General features: G+C 63.8%; 19 protein-coding genes. 3 read left to right on the plus strand and 16 right to left on the minus strand.

Translation table 11 applies throughout. From position 1 onward, the window contains the following. Window positions 1-50: 50 nt before the first annotated feature. From IB275_RS20165 to IB275_RS20195, 7 genes are all read right to left on the minus strand, one after another. Complete coding sequence (locus IB275_RS20165) at window positions 51-752, minus strand: hypothetical protein (protein WP_192295065.1); 702 nt, start codon at window positions 750-752, stop codon at window positions 51-53. Further along, window positions 749-1342: an RNA polymerase sigma factor gene (locus IB275_RS20170; protein WP_192295066.1), complete on the minus strand. Its 594-nt coding sequence runs from the start codon at window positions 1340-1342 to the stop codon at window positions 749-751. The genes IB275_RS20165 and IB275_RS20170 overlap by 4 nt, the downstream gene beginning before the upstream one ends. Window positions 1343-1625: 283 nt before the next feature. Then, window positions 1626-3065, minus strand: a complete 1440-nt coding sequence (locus tag IB275_RS20175; protein WP_045212506.1) for an aminotransferase-like domain-containing protein — start codon at window positions 3063-3065, stop codon at window positions 1626-1628. A gap of 106 nt (window positions 3066-3171) precedes the next feature. Next, entirely contained in the window at window positions 3172-3807 is a 636-nt protein-coding gene (locus IB275_RS20180; RefSeq protein WP_081518684.1) for a response regulator, read from the minus strand. 152 nt (window positions 3808-3959) lie between these two features. Continuing rightward, the gene (locus IB275_RS20185; RefSeq protein ID WP_405307454.1) at window positions 3960-4787 is read right to left on the minus strand and encodes an OmpA family protein; all 828 of its coding nucleotides are present in this window, start codon (window positions 4785-4787) and stop codon (window positions 3960-3962) included. Next, window positions 4784-5128, minus strand: coding sequence for a DUF4398 domain-containing protein (locus tag IB275_RS20190; RefSeq protein ID WP_192295086.1), 345 nt, complete (start codon window positions 5126-5128; stop codon window positions 4784-4786). Before IB275_RS20190 ends, IB275_RS20185 begins: the two co-directional genes overlap by 4 nt. A gap of 28 nt (window positions 5129-5156) precedes the next feature. Further along, window positions 5157-5984, minus strand: a complete 828-nt coding sequence (locus IB275_RS20195) for a substrate-binding periplasmic protein (protein WP_192295067.1) — start codon at window positions 5982-5984, stop codon at window positions 5157-5159. 97 nt (window positions 5985-6081) lie between these two features. Here IB275_RS20195 and IB275_RS20200 point away from each other — a divergent pair, with 97 nt between their 5' ends. Further along, the gene (locus tag IB275_RS20200) at window positions 6082-7029 is read left to right on the plus strand and encodes an alpha/beta fold hydrolase (protein WP_192295068.1); all 948 of its coding nucleotides are present in this window, start codon (window positions 6082-6084) and stop codon (window positions 7027-7029) included. A gap of 55 nt (window positions 7030-7084) precedes the next feature. Here the strand turns inward: IB275_RS20200 and fabV are convergent, their stop codons facing one another. From fabV to IB275_RS20215, 3 genes are all read right to left on the minus strand, one after another. Further along, the gene (fabV, locus tag IB275_RS20205) at window positions 7085-8281 is read right to left on the minus strand and encodes an enoyl-ACP reductase FabV (RefSeq protein WP_192295069.1); all 1197 of its coding nucleotides are present in this window, start codon (window positions 8279-8281) and stop codon (window positions 7085-7087) included. 214 nt (window positions 8282-8495) lie between these two features. Further along, window positions 8496-9425, minus strand: coding sequence for an electron transfer flavoprotein subunit alpha/FixB family protein (locus tag IB275_RS20210; protein ID WP_045211570.1), 930 nt, complete (start codon window positions 9423-9425; stop codon window positions 8496-8498). Further along, a complete protein-coding gene (locus tag IB275_RS20215; RefSeq protein ID WP_026078867.1) occupies window positions 9425-10174 on the minus strand; it encodes an electron transfer flavoprotein subunit beta/FixA family protein in 750 nt (249 codons plus the stop codon). The genes IB275_RS20210 and IB275_RS20215 overlap by 1 nt, the downstream gene beginning before the upstream one ends. Before the next feature lie 343 nt (window positions 10175-10517). Here IB275_RS20215 and IB275_RS20220 point away from each other — a divergent pair, with 343 nt between their 5' ends. Continuing rightward, entirely contained in the window at window positions 10518-12173 is a 1656-nt protein-coding gene (locus IB275_RS20220) for an electron transfer flavoprotein-ubiquinone oxidoreductase (protein ID WP_192290692.1), read from the plus strand. 107 nt (window positions 12174-12280) lie between these two features. On the opposite strand, the gene IB275_RS20225 is transcribed toward IB275_RS20220, so the two are convergent. The 5 genes from IB275_RS20225 to IB275_RS20245 all read right to left on the minus strand — a co-directional run bounded on the left by IB275_RS20225 (window position 12281) and on the right by IB275_RS20245 (window position 16152). After that, a complete protein-coding gene (locus IB275_RS20225) occupies window positions 12281-12859 on the minus strand; it encodes a DUF1285 domain-containing protein (RefSeq protein WP_192290694.1) in 579 nt (192 codons plus the stop codon). Then, a complete protein-coding gene (locus IB275_RS20230; protein WP_192290696.1) occupies window positions 12856-13467 on the minus strand; it encodes a DUF4823 domain-containing protein in 612 nt (203 codons plus the stop codon). Before IB275_RS20230 ends, IB275_RS20225 begins: the two co-directional genes overlap by 4 nt. A gap of 64 nt (window positions 13468-13531) precedes the next feature. Further along, window positions 13532-14425: a radical SAM protein gene (locus tag IB275_RS20235; protein ID WP_192290698.1), complete on the minus strand. Its 894-nt coding sequence runs from the start codon at window positions 14423-14425 to the stop codon at window positions 13532-13534. A 25-nt stretch (window positions 14426-14450) separates the two neighbouring features. Continuing rightward, window positions 14451-15419 carry a GTP 3',8-cyclase MoaA gene (locus IB275_RS20240; RefSeq protein WP_192290700.1) on the minus strand — a complete coding sequence of 323 codons (969 nt, stop codon included), beginning with the start codon at window positions 15417-15419 and terminating at the stop codon, window positions 14451-14453. Window positions 15420-15513: 94 nt separating this feature from the next. Beyond that, complete coding sequence (locus IB275_RS20245; RefSeq protein ID WP_045211585.1) at window positions 15514-16152, minus strand: TetR/AcrR family transcriptional regulator; 639 nt, start codon at window positions 16150-16152, stop codon at window positions 15514-15516. Window positions 16153-16236: 84 nt separating this feature from the next. Here IB275_RS20245 and IB275_RS20250 point away from each other — a divergent pair, with 84 nt between their 5' ends. Next, on the plus strand, window positions 16237-17370 hold the full coding sequence (locus IB275_RS20250) for an aminotransferase class V-fold PLP-dependent enzyme (RefSeq protein ID WP_192290701.1): 1134 nt from the start codon (window positions 16237-16239) through the stop codon (window positions 17368-17370). Window positions 17371-17650: 280 nt separating this feature from the next. Here the strand turns inward: IB275_RS20250 and IB275_RS20255 are convergent, their stop codons facing one another. Beyond that, a complete protein-coding gene (locus IB275_RS20255) occupies window positions 17651-18427 on the minus strand; it encodes a TatD family hydrolase (protein WP_192290703.1) in 777 nt (258 codons plus the stop codon). Window positions 18428-18484: the final 57 nt, after the last annotated feature.

Here is an 18484-nt window from a genome sequence, read left to right on the forward strand (position 1 = left end):
ATTACGACGATCAGTCTGACAGGCGCGATCTGAACCCCGCCTGTCACTGATCAAGGGTTGTCAGGCAAATCCTTCAAGGCGTGATCGATATCCAGGTCCGGGAAGCGCTGCCGCAGGCTCTCGCGCACACGTTCAGCCTCCTCCTTCTTTCCCTTGTCCTGCAAGTCGCGCAGATGCAACAGGCTGGTGCGCGGCTCGTCGGTCTCCGCCGCGAACGCCTGCACCTTTCCCTGCGCCTGGGCATCAGAAAGCTCGCGAGCCTCTGCCTGAACCTTGGCCTTCGCACTCTCCACGGCCAATTTCTTGCTCATCGGCGCAGGCTTGGCGAGCTCGTCCATCGAAGCACCGGCAGCCACGCTATCCCTCTGCGGTGCGGCCATGCTCGGCTCCGCCGCATAGGGCGCGGCAGACGGGGCCGCTGGCGGTGCCATGGCCGGAGCGGGAGCCGGCGCACGCATCATCGCCGGAGCGGCCGGTGCATCGAAACGATCCGGCGCCTCCTCGTAGGTCCGCAGGGTCAGACTCAGGCCGATGCCCAGGGTTGCCAGACCCGCTACGGCAACGCCCCAGCGCTGCCGGCTGCAGGCGCCCTGCAGCCAATGGTGCAGGCGCTGGGCGAGACTCGGCCTCTTCTCCTGCACGGTGGCACGGGCTGCAGCCAGGATGCGCGCGTCCAGCTGCGCCGACGGCTGCTCATCGCTGTGCCGGCGGTAGTGCTCGAGCAGGTCCTGCTCGTGCGGATCGCGGTTCATGGATTCACCTCCTCGGTCACCGACGGGTCGGACAACAACCGACGCAGTCTCTGCATCGCATAGCGGAGCCGGCTCTTCACCGTTTCGGCCGGAGTTTTCGTCAGCTCGGCAATTTCGTTCAGCTCCAGGTCACCATGGGTGCGCAGCAGGAACACTTCGCGCTGCTCTTCCGGCAAGGACTCCAGCGCGCCTTGCAGGCGCTGCCGGTCGCGGCTCAGGCTGAGCTCGCGCTCGGGGTCGACGCTTTCGCCGGCCAGCGCCTCGCCGTGCAGTTGCTCGTCGAAGCTCTCCTGACGGCCCAGGTGACGGCCCAGCTTGCGCCAATGGTCGATCAGACGGTTGCGGCCGATCTGGTACAGCCAGGTCTTGAAGCTGGCCGCACCCAGCGGCTGGCTGTCGCTGCGGATCAGGCTCATCCAGGTTTCCTGGAACACTTCCTCGGCCTGGGCGTGGTCGCCACACAGGCCGCAGAGGAAGCGGAACAGGCCGAGGCGATGACGAGCGTAGAGCTCGGCGAAGGCCTCGGCGTCGCCTTGTCGGTAGCGTCGCAGCAATGCCGCGTCGCTTTCGTCCTTGGGGGATATCTTCAACTCTCTCGATCCGTATCGGGGCGGGTGTCTGCAGGCACTGCGCCAGCCGTCCAGTATCACCGATGTCGCGCGTATTGGTGTAGCGCCGGGTCGCCACTGGCCAGCAGGCAGGAGGGTTTGACTGTCGAGCGGCACGGCATCGGTCTCATCGAGGGGTCAATGACCTTGGACGAGACGGCGAGTGGAAACGGGTCGATTCGTGCGCCGGAAGCTTCATGGGGCGCACGACCGCGAACGGTAGTGCGCCCCATGACGCAAGCAATGAAGGGACGCTGAACAGCCGTCAGGCAGCGATCAGCTCCTCCTGGCAGAGCTGGCAGGCCAGCATGCCAAGGGTCATGATCGCCCGCTCCGCCTCGCGGTCCCACGGGATGCCGCAGGTCAGGCGCAGGCAGTTGTTGAACTGCTCGGTGTTACTGAAGATCAGCCCCGGCGCGATACTGATGCCCTGCTCCAGCGCGCGCACGTGCAGCTCCTTGGTGTTCACCTTGGCCGGCAGGCTGACCCAGAGGATGAAGCCGCCCTTGGGCCGGGTCATCTGCGTGCCTTCGGGGAAGTACTGCTGCACCGCCAGCTGGTAGGCGGTCATGTTCTTGCGGTACTCCTGGCGGATGTAGCGCAGGTGCCGGTCGTAGCCGCCGTTCTCCAGGTAGGCCGCCACCCCCATCTGGGTGACGGTGCACGCTGAATGCGTGGTGAAGGTCTGCAGGCGGCGGATTTCCTCCTGGTAGCGCTCGGTGATGATCCAGCCGATGCGCACGCCGGGGGAAATGGTCTTGGAGAAACTCGAGCAATACACCACGCGACCATCACGGTCGTGGGCTTTGAGCGCCTTGGTCTGGCCCTGATCGAACATCAGCTCGCCGTAGATATCGTCCTCGATCACCCCGATGTTGTGCTCGGCGGTGAGCTTGAGCAGCGCTTTCTGACGGTCTTCCGGAATGGTGCCGCCCAGCGGATTGCTCAGACGCGCGGTCAGCACCAGCGCCTTGATGGGCCACTGGTTGGCGGCCAGTTGCAGGGCCTCCAGGCTGATACCGGTCAGCGGGTCGCTGGGGATCTCGATGACCTTGAGGCCGAGGATGTCGGCCAACTGCAGCAAGCCGTAATAGCTCGGCGACTCGGTGGCGATCAGGTCGCCCGGACGGGTCATCACGCGCAAGGCCATGTGGATGGCGTCCACGCAGCCGTGGGTGATGGTCACCTGGGTCGGGTCGACCACCACGCCGGCGTCACGCATGCGGATCGCCACCTGGCGACGCAGCGGCTCGTAGCCGGGGCTGAACATGTAGCTGAAGGCGCGCGGGCTGGAGAATCGCGTGACCTTGGCCAACTGCTGGTGCAGCGCGCGAACCGGGAGGTAGTCCACGTGCGGCACGGCAGCACCCAGCGGAAACACGCCTTCGCGGCGCGCTTCGGCGAGTACCTGGTTGATGATGCTGCTGCGGGTGACCAGCCCGGGCCGCTCGACTCGGGCGATGTCCGGGGTCGAAGCTGTCAGCGCTGGCGTGCGGTGCACGTAGAAGCCGGACTGCGGGCGCGCACGGATCAGCCCCTGGTCTTCGAGGGTGGCGTAAGCCTGAAGCACCGTGGCGTGGCTGACGTTGAGCTGAGTGCTCAACTTGCGCACGGACGGCACGCGCTCGCCCGGCTGGTAGACACCACGACGGATGTCTTCCGCCAGTTGCTGGGCGATGCGCTGGTATAGCAGCAGATTGGACATGACGGCCATCCCTCGGTCATTGAACCGAAACAGTAGCCAAAAAGTGCAAACTGTTCCAGAACAGTCTGAGGCATTCCGTCCGATACAGTTACGCCGCCCCGCTCGCTCAGATCTCCCCGAGCCAGTCCAGCAGCCCCGCCACCACCAGTTGCGCATCGGTGGTCAGGCCGAGCTTCTGCATGGCGTTGCGCTTGTGGGTGCTGATAGTGGAGACACTGCGGTTGGTCCGCTCGGCGATTTCCCCCACCGTGGCGCCATGGGCCAGGCGGCGGATGATATCGATCTCGGTCGGGCTCAGCGGCTTGCCGGTATGGCGCGGCGGTCGCAGCATCGGATCGATGTAGGTTTCGCCCTTGCGGATGCGGGCGATGGCGTCGTCGAGCAGGCTCAGCGGGTTGCGTTTGCAGACATAGCCCACGGCGCCGCACTTGACCGCTGCGGTGGCCAAGAGTGGCGCGCCCATGACCGAGTAGACCAGCACAGGCACTTCCGGATGGTGGCGCTGCAGCCATTCGATGAGGTGCACACCGTCACGCCCGCGGGCGCCGGGCAGCGCCAGCTCGACGATGGCCAGATCGACCTCGGGATGAGCAGTGAGCACATCCAGCAGGCTGTCGGTGTCGCTGACGAAGGCTTTCACCTGCGCCAGTTCGCGCTCCAGCAGATAGCGTTCCAGGCCCCAACCGATCATCGGTTGCGGGTCCGCCACGATTACATTGAAAAGCTTTTTTTCCGATGACATCTCGTTCTCTCGTCTACAGCTCCCCTGAGGGGATTAGTCGCACTTGGCTATTTTCGCCAAGCTGCCACTCGAAAGATTTCGAGATCCCCCTGACAAAAAACCCCGGAGCCAAGGCTTCCGGGGTTTTCCTGTGACGGGATATTGCGAAGGGATCAGCGTTCGGCGCCGAGCTGGCCCTTCTCATCGGAGAAGACGATCTCCACCCGGCGGTTCTGCGCGCGCCCCAGCGAGGAGGCGTTGTCCGAGATCGGATAGGACTCGCCATAGCCCTGCACCTGCACGCGCTTTTCGTCCACACCCAGATCGGTCAGCGCGTCAGCCACGGCCTGCGCACGGTCCTTGGACAGCTGCAGATTCTGCTCGCGGTCTCCTTCACCGTCGGTGTAGCCCTCGATGCGGATCACCCGGCGCGGATTGAGCTGGAGGAACTGCACCAGCTTGAGCACGGTGCGATTGGCGGCGGGCTTGAGGTCCGCTTCGCCGCTATCGAACAGCACGTCGCCGAGGGTCAGCACCAGCCCGCGCTCGGTTTCGCTGGTGGCAAGGCTGACCATCTGCTGTTCCAGCCACTTGCTCTGTTCCTGCACGTTGAGCAGACGCGCTTCGCGCATCGCCAGTTGCAGACGCTCACGCTCCATCTGCTGCTTGCCCAGGCGCTCCTGGTTCAGGGCCAGGTTGCTGTGCTCGCGGGCGATTTCGCTGTAGCGCTGGCTGAGGTAGGAGTACTGCAGCACGTCGTCGCTGCTGCCCCAGTAGTTGGACAGGCGCTCGGCTCGGGCCAGCGACTCGCCGGCGCGGATCACGTCCTTGGGCGCACTGCGCAGCACCGAGGAGTCCTCCTTCACGGCCTGGAACTGCAGGCGTGCCTGCTCCAGGGACTTCTCGCTGAGCTGGCTGTTGGCGCAGCCGGCCAGCAGCGCGACGGCGGAAAGAGCCCCCATCCACGACGAGCCACGGCGCAACAGTTGTGCGGAAGTCATTGCACTTCTCCCAACTGTTTGCGCAGGCGGTTGATGCTCTTGCTCTGCTCGGCCAGTTGCTCGACGCTCTTGCGCGTCAGCTCCTTGGCCTCGGCCAGGCGGGCGTCAAGTTCAGCCTGCTCGGCGAGCTGCCGGGCCTTCTTGTTCGAGCCGACTGCCAGGGCGCCCTTGGCGGCCTGGTACTTGTCCTCGGCGAGCTTGAGCTCGGCCAGGTCATCGGTCGCACCCACGGCCTTGGCCTGTTCCAGCGCCTGTTCGGTGAGGCGCATCTGTTCATTGGGAGCCGGGTCGTTCGTCGCACAGCCGGCCAATGCAAACAAAGCCAGGCCGGCGACCATCATCCGTCGATTGATCACGAAATCTATTGTCCTACTCGGTGGGAGTGCTGGCAGGCTGAAGCTGCTGGGCCTTCCAGCGGGCCAGGTTGTCCTGCAGCAGGCGCTGCGGGACTCCGGCGGCCGTCAATTCTGTCATTTTTTTCGCCAGTTGTCCGCGCAGCCACGGGTCATTGCAGGCCGAGTTGTGCGCCACGGTCAGGTACAGACCTTCGCTGGAGATCGGCGGTTCCAGCGGCTGCAGATCGTCGGCCATGCCGAGGGTATCGGCGACCGCCAGGCCGGGGTAGTGCTCGTAGATCACATAATCCGAGCGCTTGAGCAGCAGCTTCTGGAAGGCCTGGGTCAGGCTGGGCACCTCTTCCAGGGTCAGCTCCCGCTTGGCGAAGGTGTCGAAGTCCGGGCCGAAGCTGTTGTTCACCAGGGTACCGCCCTTCAGGCCACGCAGGTCGTCACGACCGGCATAGGGCGTGGTGGCGTCCTTGCGCATCCACACCACATTGTCGGTAGTGAGGAAGGCCGGATGGATGTAGTCCATGGTTTCCAGGCGCGGCGGCGTGAGGAAGGCGCCGGCAATCAGGTCGACCCGACCCAGCCGCGCTTCTTCCTGAGCGCGGGCCCAGGAGCCGGTGTAGATCACCCGGATGTTCACCCCGACCGCCTTGCCGATCTGCTCCAGCAGGTCGGCGTTGGCGCCGATCAGGCGTTCCGGCTGCGCCGGATCACGCCACAGGTAGGGCGGGTATTCCGGGTTTCCGGTGGCCACCAGGCGCTCGCACTTGCCGGCTGCAGAACCGGCCAGGGGAATGGAGAAAGTCACCAGCAACAGCGCCGCACGGATCAGCGTGGAGCAATCGGGCATCGGTAGTCTCGCTCACCAGAAGAAAGAACGGCCATGCTTAGAGCCGCAAAATGCTAGCGTAAAGCACACCGACCTGATTTGGTAATAAGGACTTCTCATGAAGAAAGCCCTTCTGGCCCTTCTCCTGGCGATAGCCGTCACCGCTGGCGTGCTCTATGCCTTCCCCTCCACCCTGCTGGCGACTGCGCAGTACGTCGAAAGCGCCCGCGCCCGGCTGTCCACCAACAGCCTGCAGGTCGACGACCTCGACATCACCTACTACGAGGGCGGCCCGGATAAGGCCCAGACCATTCTGTTGATCCACGGCTTCGGCGCCGACAAGAGCAACTGGCCGCGCTTCGCCCGCTTCCTGACCAGCGACTATCACGTCATCGCCGTCGACCTGCCAGGCTTCGGCGACAGCAGCAAACCTGCAAACATCAGCTACGACGTCGGCACCCAGGCCGAGCGCCTGGCGGATTTCATGCGCGAACAGGGCATCGGCCGCTTCCACGTGGTCGGCAACTCCATGGGCGGGCATATCGCCGCACTGCTGGCCGCGCGGCATCCGCAGGAAGTGCTGTCAGTCGGCCTGTTCGACAATGCCGGCGTTATCGCACCGCACCCGAGCGAGCTGTTCGAGCACCTCAAGAAGGGCGAAAACCCGCTGGTGCTGCGCTCGGTGGATGACTTCCCCGCCCTGCTCGACTTCGTCTTCGTACAGAAGCCGCCGCTGCCGTCGCGGCTGCAGGACTATCTGGCGGAACGCTCGCTGGAGCGCAGCGCGTTCAACGCCATGGTTTTCCAGCAGCTACGTGAGCGCTATATCCCGCTGGAACCCGAGTTGCCGAAGATCACTGCGCCGACCCTGCTGCTGTGGGGCGACCGCGACCGCGTGCTGGACGTTTCCAGCATCGACGTGATGAAGCCACTGCTGAAGAAACCCAGTGTGGCCATCCTGCGCGATTGCGGCCATGTGCCGATGATCGAGCGCCCGGAGGAAACCGCCCGCCTCTACCTGGACTTCCTCCAGCGCAACCACGCCCCCGTGACCGCGTCGAACTGAACCAGGCTGGAAAACAGAAACGGCGCCCGAAGGCGCCGTTTCTACTGGGGCAAACTCAGAGCTGGATCAGATTCGGAATCTGCACGTCCGGATTGACGTCCTGCTCGTAGTCCACGCCAGCGATCTCGAAGCCGAAGAGTCGCAGGAACTCGGACTTGTAGCCAGTGAAGTCGGTCAGCTGGTACAGGTTCTCGTTGGTCACCTTGTTCCACAGGTCCTTCACGGTGTCCTGCACATCCGGCTGCAGTTCCTTGTAGTCGGCGCGCAGGCGACCATCGGCGTCCAGGTGCGGTTCAGCACCGTACAGGCTCTCACGGAACAGGCCGTCGACCTGCTCGATGCAACCTTCGTGGGTGCCCTTCTCCTTCATCACCTTGAACAGCAGCGACAGGTACAGCGGCATCATCGGGATGGCCGAACTGGCCTGGGTGACCACGGCCTTCAGCACCGAAACACGGGCGTCGCCACCGGTGACGGCCAGCTTCTCGCGAATGCCCAGGACCTTCTGGTCCAGATCCTTCTTGGCAGCGCCGATGGAGCCGTTCCAATACAGGTCGTGGGTGATCTCTTCGCCCAGGTAGGTGAAAGCGGTGGTCTTGGCGCCGTCGGCCAGCACACCGGCCTCCTGCAGGGCGTCGATCCACATCTGCCAGTCCTCACCCCCCATTACCGCCACGGTGTTGGCGATTTCCTCAGGCGTCGCCGGCTCCATCACGCTTTCCTTGATCACTTCCTTGTCGGTGTCCAGACCACGGAAGTTGACGGCCTTGCCCACCGGCTTGAGCACGGAGTTGAAGACCTCGCCGGTCTTCGGATGAGTACGGCGCGGAGCGGCCAGGCTGTAGACGACCAGGTCGACCTTGCCCAGGTCCTGCTTGATGGTGTCGATGGTGACTTTCTTCACTTCATCGGAGAAGGCGTCGCCATTGATGCTGCGCGCGTAAAGACCCTTGGCCTTGGCGAACTTCTCGAAGGCAGCGGAGTTGTACCAACCGGCGGTGCCCGCCTTGGTCTCGCTGCCGGGGCGCTCGAAGAACACACCCAGGGTGTCGGCGCCGGCGCCAAAGGCGGCGCTGATGCGCGCGGCCAGGCCATAGCCGGTGGAGGAACCGATGACCAGGACCTTCTTCGGACCGTTGGCGATGGGGCCGTGCGCCTCGACGTACTCGATCTGTTCCTTGACGTTGGCCTCACAGCCGGTCGGGTGGGTAGTGACGCAGATGAAGCCACGCACGCGCGGTTTGATGATCATGAAAACCTCGGTAGCCAGGTGTCGATTGAACACATTCAGGAACTGGAGACGTCGCGCATTGTAGATGAGACACCTTCGCCGGTGGACTTCTCGGCAAAGATTCGTGACCAATGGGTCATCAGCGCAGTAAAACGCTCATTTCCCGAGAAAAATCAGGGGCCTGAAATGAAAGAACCCGCCACATGGGCGGGTTCCTTCAGCAAGCGGATCGGGCTCAGATGGCCTTTTCCAGCTCCGGTACAGCTTCGAACAGATCGGCGACCAGACCGTAGTCGGCAACCTGGAAGATCGGCGCCTCTTCGTCCTTGTTGATCGCAACGATCACTTTCGAGTCCTTCATGCCCGCCAGGTGCTGGATGGCGCCGGAGATACCGACGGCCACGTACAGCTGCGGAGCGACGATCTTGCCGGTCTGGCCGACCTGCATGTCGTTCGGCACGAAGCCGGCGTCAACGGCAGCGCGGGAAGCGCCGACGGCAGCGCCCAGCTTGTCAGCCAGGGAGTAGAGGATGCTGAAGTTGTCGCCATTGCCCATGCCACGGCCGCCGGAAACGACGATCTTGGCAGCGGTCAGTTCCGGACGGTCGGACTTGGCCAGTTCCTCGCCCACGAAGGCGGACTTGCCAGCATCGGCCGGGCCGGAAACGGCTTCAACAGCGGCGGAGCCACCTTCGGCAGCCACGGCGTCGAAGCCGGTGCCACGCACGGTGATGACCTTGACGGCGGCCGAGGATTGCACGGTAGCGATGGCGTTACCGGCATAGATCGGACGCTTGAAGGTGTCGGCGCTGACCACTTCGATGATCTCGGAGATCTGGTCGACGTCCAGCAGAGCGGCGACGCGCGGCAGGAAGTTCTTGCCGTTGGTGGTGGCGGCGGCCAGCACATGGCTGTAACCCTTGCCGAGCTCAGCGATCAGCGGAGCGACGTTCTCCGGCAGCTGGTGAGCGTAGGCAGCGTTGTCGGCGACCAGCACCTTGGAAACACCGGCGATCTTGGCAGCGGCTTCAGCCACGCCACCGACGTTCTGGCCAGCGACCAGGACAGCGATGTCACCACCGATCTTCTGCGCGGCAGCGACAGTGTTCAGAGTGGCAGCGCCCAGTGCGCCGTTGTTGTGCTCAGCGATTACCAGGATAGCCATCAGATTACTTTCGCCTCGTTCTTCAGTTTCTCGACCAGTTCGGCAACGGACTTGACCTTGATGCCCGCGCTACGGGCAGCCGGAGCTTCGACTTTCACGGTCTTCACGGTGGAAGCGGTGGAAACACCCAGGGCGTCCGGGGTCACCACGTCCAGCGGCTTCTTCTTCGCCTTCATGATGTTCGGCAGCGACGCGTAGCGCGGCTCGTTCAGGCGCAGGTCGGTGGTGACGATGGCCGGCAGGTTCAGGGCAACGGTCTGCAGGCCGCCGTCGATTTCACGGGTGACGTTGACCTTGTCGCCAGCGACTTCGACCTTGGAGGCGAAGGTGCCCTGGGCGTAGCCGGTCAGCGCAGCCAGCATCTGGCCGGTCTGGTTGTTGTCGCTGTCGATGGCCTGCTTGCCGAGGATGACCAGCTGCGGCTGCTCTTTGTCGACGAGGGCTTTGAGCGACTTGGCGATGGCCAGGGAGCTCAGTTCTTCGTTGGTTTCAACGAGGATGGCGCGATCAGCACCCAGAGCCAGCGCGGTACGCAGTTGCTCCTGGGCCGCGGTCGGGCCGACGGAGACCGCAACGATCTCGGTGACGACGCCTTTTTCTTTCAGGCGTACGGCCTCTTCCACGGCGATTTCGCAGAAGGGGTTCATGGACATCTTGACGTTGGCGAGATCGACGCCGGAGTTGTCCGCCTTGACGCGGACCTTGACGTTATAGTCAACCACTCGTTTGACAGCTACAAGAACCTTCATGGATTCCTCGTTTTTCTCCGGTGAATAGGAATGTCGCCAGACAGGCCTGGCCGGTAGTGCACGCCATCTGCGACTACATCCAGCGCAACGCGACCGCAAAACCGCAGGTATCTTGACTGCATCGACCGGGCGGGTCAATACACGAAAATACCCCTTCATAAGCCGCGGACCCCGATTCTATCAGGGTTACACGCGATTCAAACAAACGTTTGTATTGCGTTCGATAAAGGGTTTAGATATAGCAACAGGTCTAGCTATAATGCGCCCCGCTCTTACTGGGTGGGGGCACGCCCATCCCAATACCTACAAAATACCCAGAGCCTTGATTCAGGAGAGATCGATAGTGGAACGCGAATTTATGGAATTCGACGTCGTCATCGTCGGCGCCGGCCCTGCCGGTCTGTCCGCCGCATGCCGACTGAAACAGAAGGCCGCCGACGCGGGTCAGGAAATCAGCGTCTGTGTGGTCGAGAAGGGTTCCGAAGTGGGCGCCCACATCCTCTCGGGCGCCGTGTTCGAGCCCCGCGCGCTGAACGAGCTGTTCCCCAACTGGAAGGAACTCGAAGCGCCGCTCAATACCCCCGTCAAGCGCGACGACATCTATGTGCTGAAGAGCCCGGAAGCGGCGGCCAAGGTGCCGAACTTCTTCGTGCCCAAGACCATGCACAACGAAGGCAACTACATCATCTCCCTGGGCAACCTGTGCCGCTGGCTGGCCCAGCAGGCCGAAGGCCTGGGCGTCGAGATCTACCCGGGCTTCGCCGCCCAGGAAGCGCTGATCGACGAGAATGGCGTGGTGCGCGGCATTGTCACCGGTGACCTGGGCGTCGACCGCGAAGGCAATCCGAAAGAGGGTTACTACACCCCGGGCATGGAACTGCGCGCCAAGTACACCCTGTTCGCCGAAGGCTGCCGTGGCCACATCGGCAAACAACTGATCAAGAAGTACAAGCTCGACAGCGAAGCCGACGCCCAGCACTACGGCATCGGCATCAAGGAAATCTGGGACATCGACCCATCCAAGCACGAGCAGGGCCTGGTGGTGCACACCGCCGGCTGGCCGCTGAACGATGACAACCCGGGCGGCTCCTTCCTTTACCACCTGGAGAACAACCAGGTGGTGGTCGGTCTGATCATCGACCTGTCCTACACCAACCCGCACCTGTCGCCGTTCGACGAATTCCAGCGCTACAAGCACCACCCGGTGATCAAGCAGTACCTGGAAGGCGGCAAGCGCGTGGCCTACGGCGCTCGCGCCATCTGCAAGGGCGGCCTGAACTCGCTGCCGAAGATGGTCTTCCCGGGCGGCGCACTGATCGGTTGCGACCTCGGCACCCTGAACTTCGCCAAGATCAAGGGCAGCCACACCGCCATGAAGTCCGGCATGCTGGCCGCCGACTCCGTGGCCGAAGCCCTGTTCGCCGGCCGCGAAGGCGGCGACGTGCTGAACAACTACGTCGATGCCTTCAAGGGCAGCTGGCTGTATGACGAGCTGTTCCGCAGCCGTAACTTCGGCGCGGCGATGCACAAGTTCGGCGCCATCGGTGGCGGTGCGTTCAACTTCATCGACCAGAACATCTTCGGCGGCAAGATTCCGTTCACCCTGCACGATACGACTCCGGACTACGCGACCCTGAAGAAGGCCAGCGAAGCACCGAAGATCGACTATCCGAAGCCGGACGGCAAAATCAGCTTCGACAAGCTGTCCTCGGTGTTCCTGTCCAACACCAACCACGAGGAAGACCAGCCGATCCACCTGAAGCTGACCGACCCGAACACCCCGATCGCGAAGAACCTGCCGCTCTACGACGAGCCCGCGCAGCGTTACTGCCCGGCTGGCGTGTACGAAGTGGTGAGCAACGACGACGGCAGCAAGCGCTTCCAGATCAACGCCCAGAACTGCGTGCACTGCAAGACCTGCGACATCAAGGACCCGGCCCAGAACATCACCTGGGTTGCCCCCGAGGGCACTGGCGGTCCGAACTACCCCAACATGTAATTGAGTTGGCGGTAACGAAAAAGGCTCCCTCGGGAGCCTTTTTTGCAAGTTCGAAAAAGTTGTAGCGAAGCCGAAATCGAACTACCGGCCGCGCTCAGACCGTCAGGTCACGGCTGCGGCGCAATAGGAAAGAACTCCCCGGAACTCCAGACGCCTAGCCAGTCAACACCGTCGATCTCGCGGGGAACCGCCAGTTCCACCAGCTGGTAGAACACGTTGCGGTGGATCAGCGCTTCCAGGTTCACCCGCACCAGCACATAGGGCGATGGCTCCTGAGTCTGCGGGTCCAGCTCAACCCGGATCGGATGAGCGGCGTCGGCTACCACTTCATCCTCGACGTTGGTGGTGAAGCGCAGCACCTGCTGCTCCCCCTCCCCTTCGACCGCCAGGGTGACCGCGACGAAAGGCGCGTCATCGACGGATATCCCGCACTTCTCCACCGGGGTGACCAGGAAATAGTCGTCGCCATCGCGGCGGATGATGGTGGAGAACAGCCGCACCATCGGCTTGCGGCCGATCGGCGTGCCCAGGTAGTACCAGGTGCCGTCGCGGGCGATGCGCATGTCGATATCGCCGCAGCAATCGGGGTTCCACAGATGTACCGGCGGCAGCCCCTTGTCCTTGCTGGTGGGAATCTGCGCCAGCAGGTTGCCGGCCCGGTCCGTTTGAGTCTGTGGATCTGTCATTGGTACTCCTCTCGCGTCTTCACCCCCAGCAGGCTGCGGGCATAGTCTTCCAGCGGTCGCCCGATCAGGTCCTCGGGGCTGGCGTCATAGAATGTCAGAAAACCGCCGCGACTGCGGATAGTCGCACTGTCCACCAAGTAGCGGTTGTCGGTCTCGATCAGCATTACCTGGATCACGCTGCGGTCGCGGCCCACGGCATTATCGGTGTCTTCGTACTGCTCGTAGGTTCCGGCATTGTCCTCCCCACGGGCGAAGCGCGTATACAGCAGATAATTGGCGCCTGCCGCGCGCGCCTCCTGCATGGCGCCCTCGAGCCCCAGCGGGCTCTTGGCCCGGCGCACCAGCGGGAAGTACTGGACGAAGCCCTTGAACGCCTCCTCCGCCACCACGTTGGGCCGCGCATAGGCATGGCCGGGCGGCACGAACGGGCCCTGGGCGATATAGATGAAGGAGTCCTGCTGCAGGCGCCAGTTCGAAGTGCGACGGGTCTGGCTGTGATCGAGGAAGCCCGCGTCGCGCAGGTAGTAATCGGTGCCGTCGGCCAGGTCATTGGGGCTCATGCAGCCGCTCAAGGCGGCGAAGGCAAGGATCAGTATCAGTTGGCGCATGCAAAGTCTCCGGAGCCGGCGACGAAAAACCGGCATTCGGACAGGCAATGCAGCTTCCGCGCCATCACAGGCCGCGCTGCCATTCCTGGCGCAGATGCGCGCGCTGGGGTTGCTCGATGGCCTGACGCACCTGAGCGAGCAAATTCGCCTTGTCCGCACCCAGGGTGCCCTTGAGTACCAGGTAGTTGGACGCATGATCGCTGCGGAACACTGTGTCGCGCAGCTCCAGCGCGCTCAGCAGACGCTCGATCTCGACGAACAGCTCGGCCTGCGACAATGGCTGGAAGTCCGGGAAGCCGGCGCGGTAGCGCTCTTCGCCGGTGGGAAAGCTGACAACCAAAGTGGAAAGGAACTCCGGTTGCGCTTCGTTCATCAGGCGCGCCGAGTTGTCGGCATGCTGGGCACTCAGCGTGCTGCCGCCCAGGCCGTTGAGGATCATCACCGAGCGGGTGATCCCCGCCTCGCCCAGCTTCCGCAGGGCATCGAGCGTCGAGGCATAGGTCTCGCCCTTGTTCACCCGCGCCAGCACTTCGTCGTCGCCGGACTCGGCGCCCACATAGGCCATGCGCAGGCCGGCGTCAGCCAGTTCCTTCAGCTCCTCAACCGACTTCTTGCGCAGGTTGCGCGGCAGGCAGTAGCTGGAGACGCGGTCCACCTCAGGCATGTGCTCACGGATCGCGCGGAGGATGTTGAGCAGGCGCCGCGTCGGCAGCACCAGCGCATCGCCGTCGGCGAGGAACACCCGCTGCACGATCAGGCGCTCGCCACAGCGGCGAATCTCCTCCAGCACTTCGGACTCGTCACGGGCGCGGAATTTCTTTTGCGGTTGCGTATACATCTCGCAGAAGCCGCACTGGTTCCACGAACAACCGTTGGTGACCGGAAGAATGAGCGAGTTCGCCTCGCTCGGCGGCCGGAAGACCGGTTCGATATAGGAAATGGGGAATTCGTTGGGCATGGGCTAATCAGGTCTGGGGGCGGTCTCAGCCGCCGATGATCTTCATGATGGTGACGCCGCCGGAGAAGGCGACTTCCTGCTTGTCCGCCAGGGCGCGCACCAGCAGCCGCTGCAGGGCCGGCAGCGCCTGGTGGCGCGGCTTTTCCAGCAGGTCGCCGACGTAATGACGGTTGCTCGACGACAGGCAGCCATGCAGCCAACCGGTGGAGGACAGGCGCAGGCGCGAACAGGTCCGGCAGAACGGCACGCTCTCGTTGGCGATCACGCCAAAGAAGCCCTGCCCCGGCACTTCGTAGCGAATGGCCGTGGCATCCACCGGCGCATCGGCCTGGATGTAGGAGTGTCGTTCGCCGATCAGTTCCAGCAGCTCCTGCAGGCTGACGAACTGCTGGTGGAAGCCGTTCGGATCGTGGGCAAGATGCCCCATGCGCATCAGCTCGATGAAGCGCAGCTCGAAGCCGTGCTCCAGGCAGTAGTCAAGCAACGGCACGGCTTGGTCGAGGTTCTGCCCGCGCAGGGGCACCATGTTGAGCTTGATCTTCAGGCCCGCAGCGCGAGCCTCGTCGAGCCCCTTGAGCACGGTGGCAAGATCACCGCCACGGGCGATGCGCCGGAAGGCTTCGGCATCCAGGGTATCGAGGGATACATTGAGGCGGCGGATGCCGCAATCGAGCAACAGCGGCAGCTTCTTCGACAGCAACTGGCCGTTGGTGGTGAGGGCGATATCCCGCAGGCCGAGGCGGCTGACGCCGTGCAGGAAGGCATCCAGTTTCGGGCTGACCAGCGGTTCGCCGCCGGTGACCCGCAGCCGCTCGATGCCGGCGGCCTCGATCAGGTAGGCGACGCCGCGCACCAGCGATTCAGCGGAGAGTTCGTCCTGCGCGGCGATCAGGCGCTTGCCGTCCGGCACGCAGTAGGTGCAAGCGTAGTTGCATGCGGCGGTCAGGCTGACCCGCAGGTTGCGGAAGCGCCTGCCCTGGCGGTCGACGATCATGCTCGGCTCCGGTGGGAATCACTCATGCAAGTATATCCCCACCCTCACCGCAAGCCCTGTCGCAACTGCGACGATGGGCCATCTGAATGGCGACTCAGGCGGCCGGCGTATCGCCGTCGCGCTTGCGCTTGTTGCCCATGCGCACGCCGATGTCCATGAGGAACTGGAAGAAGCCCTCCTGGTCCTCCAGCACTTCGCGCCAGAACGGCGAGTGGTACAGCGCCACGGCGCCATGCACCAGCGCCCAGGCCGCGCAGTAGTGGAAGTAGGCTGGCACGTCTTCCAGCTTGCCCGCCGCGATGCGTTCCTTGATCAGCTGGCTCAGGCGCTCGAAGTTGGATTCGCGGATCTTGTGCAGCTCCTCGACCATCTCCGGGACCTGGCTGGTCTTCACCACCTTTTCCTCCAGGCGGTCGAACAGGCGGTAGCGCTGCGGGTCGCGCATACGGAACTCGAAGTAGGCGCGCGACAGGCGCTCCTTGTCGCGGGCGACGTCTTCGGAGTGGAACAGGTCGGCCAGATCGCGCTCGTAGTCCAGCATCAGGCGCAGGTAGATCTCCGCCTTGGACTTGAAGTGCTTGTAGATGGTGCCTTTGCCGATACCCACAGCATCGGCGATCATTTCGACCGTGACACTGTCTTCGCCCTGCTCAAGGAACAGCTTGAGGGCGGTGTCGAGGATTTCCTGTTCGCGACGACGGAATTCGCGAACCTTGCGCGGCTCTTTCTGCATAAAAAGACTGTTCGGTCAAAAATAGTCAAAATTCGAAGCCGCGTATTATGCCTATTCAGCGCCAAATTGCACGGATCATCCGACATGATTAGCTTTTCTTCCGAGTTTCCCCATCAAACCGGCCTACGCTACCTGAATCACGCGGCAGTCGCCCCCTGGCCCAAGCGCGCCGCAGACGCCGTTGCCGCCTTCGCTCAGGAGAACATCCTGCAGGGCGCCCGCGACTACCCGCAGTGGCTGACCATCGAGAAGCGCCTGCGCGAGCGCCTGATGCGCCTGGTGAACGCCCAGACCACCGGCGACATCGCACTGGTGAAGAACACCTCCGAGGCACTGTCGTTCGTCGCCTTCGGCCTGGACTGGCGCGCCGGCGACCAGGTGGTGATCAGCGACCAGGAATTCCCCTCCAACCGTATCGTCTGGGAAGCGCTGAAGCCGCGCGGCGTGGAGGTCATCCAGGTGAGCCTGGACGGTGATGACCCGGAAGGCGACCTGCTGGCCGCCTGCACCCCACGCACGCGCCTGCTCTCAATCAGCGCGGTGCAATACGCCAGTGGCCTGCGCATGGACCTGGAGCGCCTCGGCGCCGGCTGCCGCCAGCGCGGCGTGCTGTATTGCATCGATGCCATCCAGCAACTGGGCGCCCTGCCCTTCGACGTTCAGGCTTATGACTGCGCCTTCGCCATGGCCGACGGCCACAAGTGGATGCTCGGCCCGGAAGGCCTGGGAGTGTTCTATTGCCGCGCCGCCGAGCGCGAGCAACTGGCGCTGCAGGAATACGGCTGGCACATGCTGGAAAACGCCGGCAGCTATGACCTCGCCGACTGGCAGCCGGCCCGCAGTGCGCGGCGCTTCGAGTGCGGCAGCCCGAATATGCTCGGCGCGGTGGCGCTGGAGGCCAGCCTGAGCCTGCTCGAGGAAGTCGGCATGCCAGTGGTGGGTGAGCTGGTGCGGGCGCGCGTCCAGCAACTGTACGACGGCCTGGGCCGCATCGACGGCGCCTCGCTGCACAGCCCGCTGGACCCGGCCCGTCGCGCCGGCATCCTGACCTTCAGCCTCGCCGGCTGGGACAATACCCGTCTGCTGGAGCGCCTACGCGCTGAACAGGTGGTGTGCATACAGCGTGGCGCGGGTATCCGCTTCTCGCCACACTTCTACACCAGCGAGGCGGTCATCGAGGAAACCCTGGGGCTTATCGGGGCTCTGGCGGGGCAATGACGCAGGCGCGACCGAGAAAACTGCTCAGCCCGGTGTGATGTATTCCAAATCCGTTTAAAAAACACCGGGCACCCTGTGGCAGTCGCCGCATCTTGGCCAATACTTGTAGATACCGGTGCGCGGCATCTCCCCCCAAGTGCCCCGCCGGTGAAGGTACCGAGGATCGCGTACCTTATTGTTACACTCCTAATGGTCTTGACCCGGATTCATCCCCCAGAACCCGGGTTTTTTTTGCGCGCAGGAAATGTATCCGCGCCAAGACAATTCCACCTCAAGACGCTCAGGTAGCGAGCGGGAACAACCGGCGGAAGTTGGCGGTGGTCTGCTCAGCCAGGGTCTCGAAGCTCACCCCACGCAGTACGGCCAGGTACTCGGCGACCTCGCGCACGTACTCGGGCAGGTTTGGCTTGCCGCGGTGAGGCACCGGTGCGAGATAGGGCGAATCGGTTTCCACCAGCAGGCGATCCACCGGCACCTGGCGGGCCACTTCGCGCAGCTGCTCGGCATTGCGGAAGGTGACGATGCCCGACAGCGAGATATAGAAGCCGATATCCAGCGCCGCCTTGGCCATCTCCCAGTCTTCGGTGAAGCAGTGCAGCACGCCAGCCTGCGGCAGCGCTGCCTCGCGCAGCAGCGCCAGGGTGTCGGCGCGGGCTTCGCGGGTATGCACGATGACCGGCTTGCCGGTGACCCTGGCGGCCTCCAGATGCAGGCGGAAGGCTTCCTGCTGCAACTCGGCGGCTTCGGGCTCGTAGTGATAATCCAGGCCGGTCTCGCCAATGGCCACCACGCGCGGGTGGTTCAGCTCGCCCAGCAGCCAGTCCAGCGCCGGCGCGGCGCCGGGCTCCAGGTCCAGCGGGTGGACGCCCACCGAGCAATGCACGTCGGCATAGCGATCGGCCAGATCCTTCACTGCCCGGGCATTGTCCGCGCTCACGCCGATGCACAGGAACTGGCTGACGCCGCGCGCGCGGGCGGCGTCCAGCGCGGCATCCAGCGAACCGTCGTAGACGGCGAGATCGAGGCGATCGAGGTGGCAGTGGGAATCGACCAGCATGAAAACACTCTCCGGAAAATGACGAAGCGCCCATGCGGGCGCTTCGTGGTTGCAGCC

The sequence above is a fragment of the Pseudomonas sp. PDM21 genome, assembly GCF_014852505.2.
GTDB lineage: Bacteria > Pseudomonadota > Gammaproteobacteria > Pseudomonadales > Pseudomonadaceae > Pseudomonas.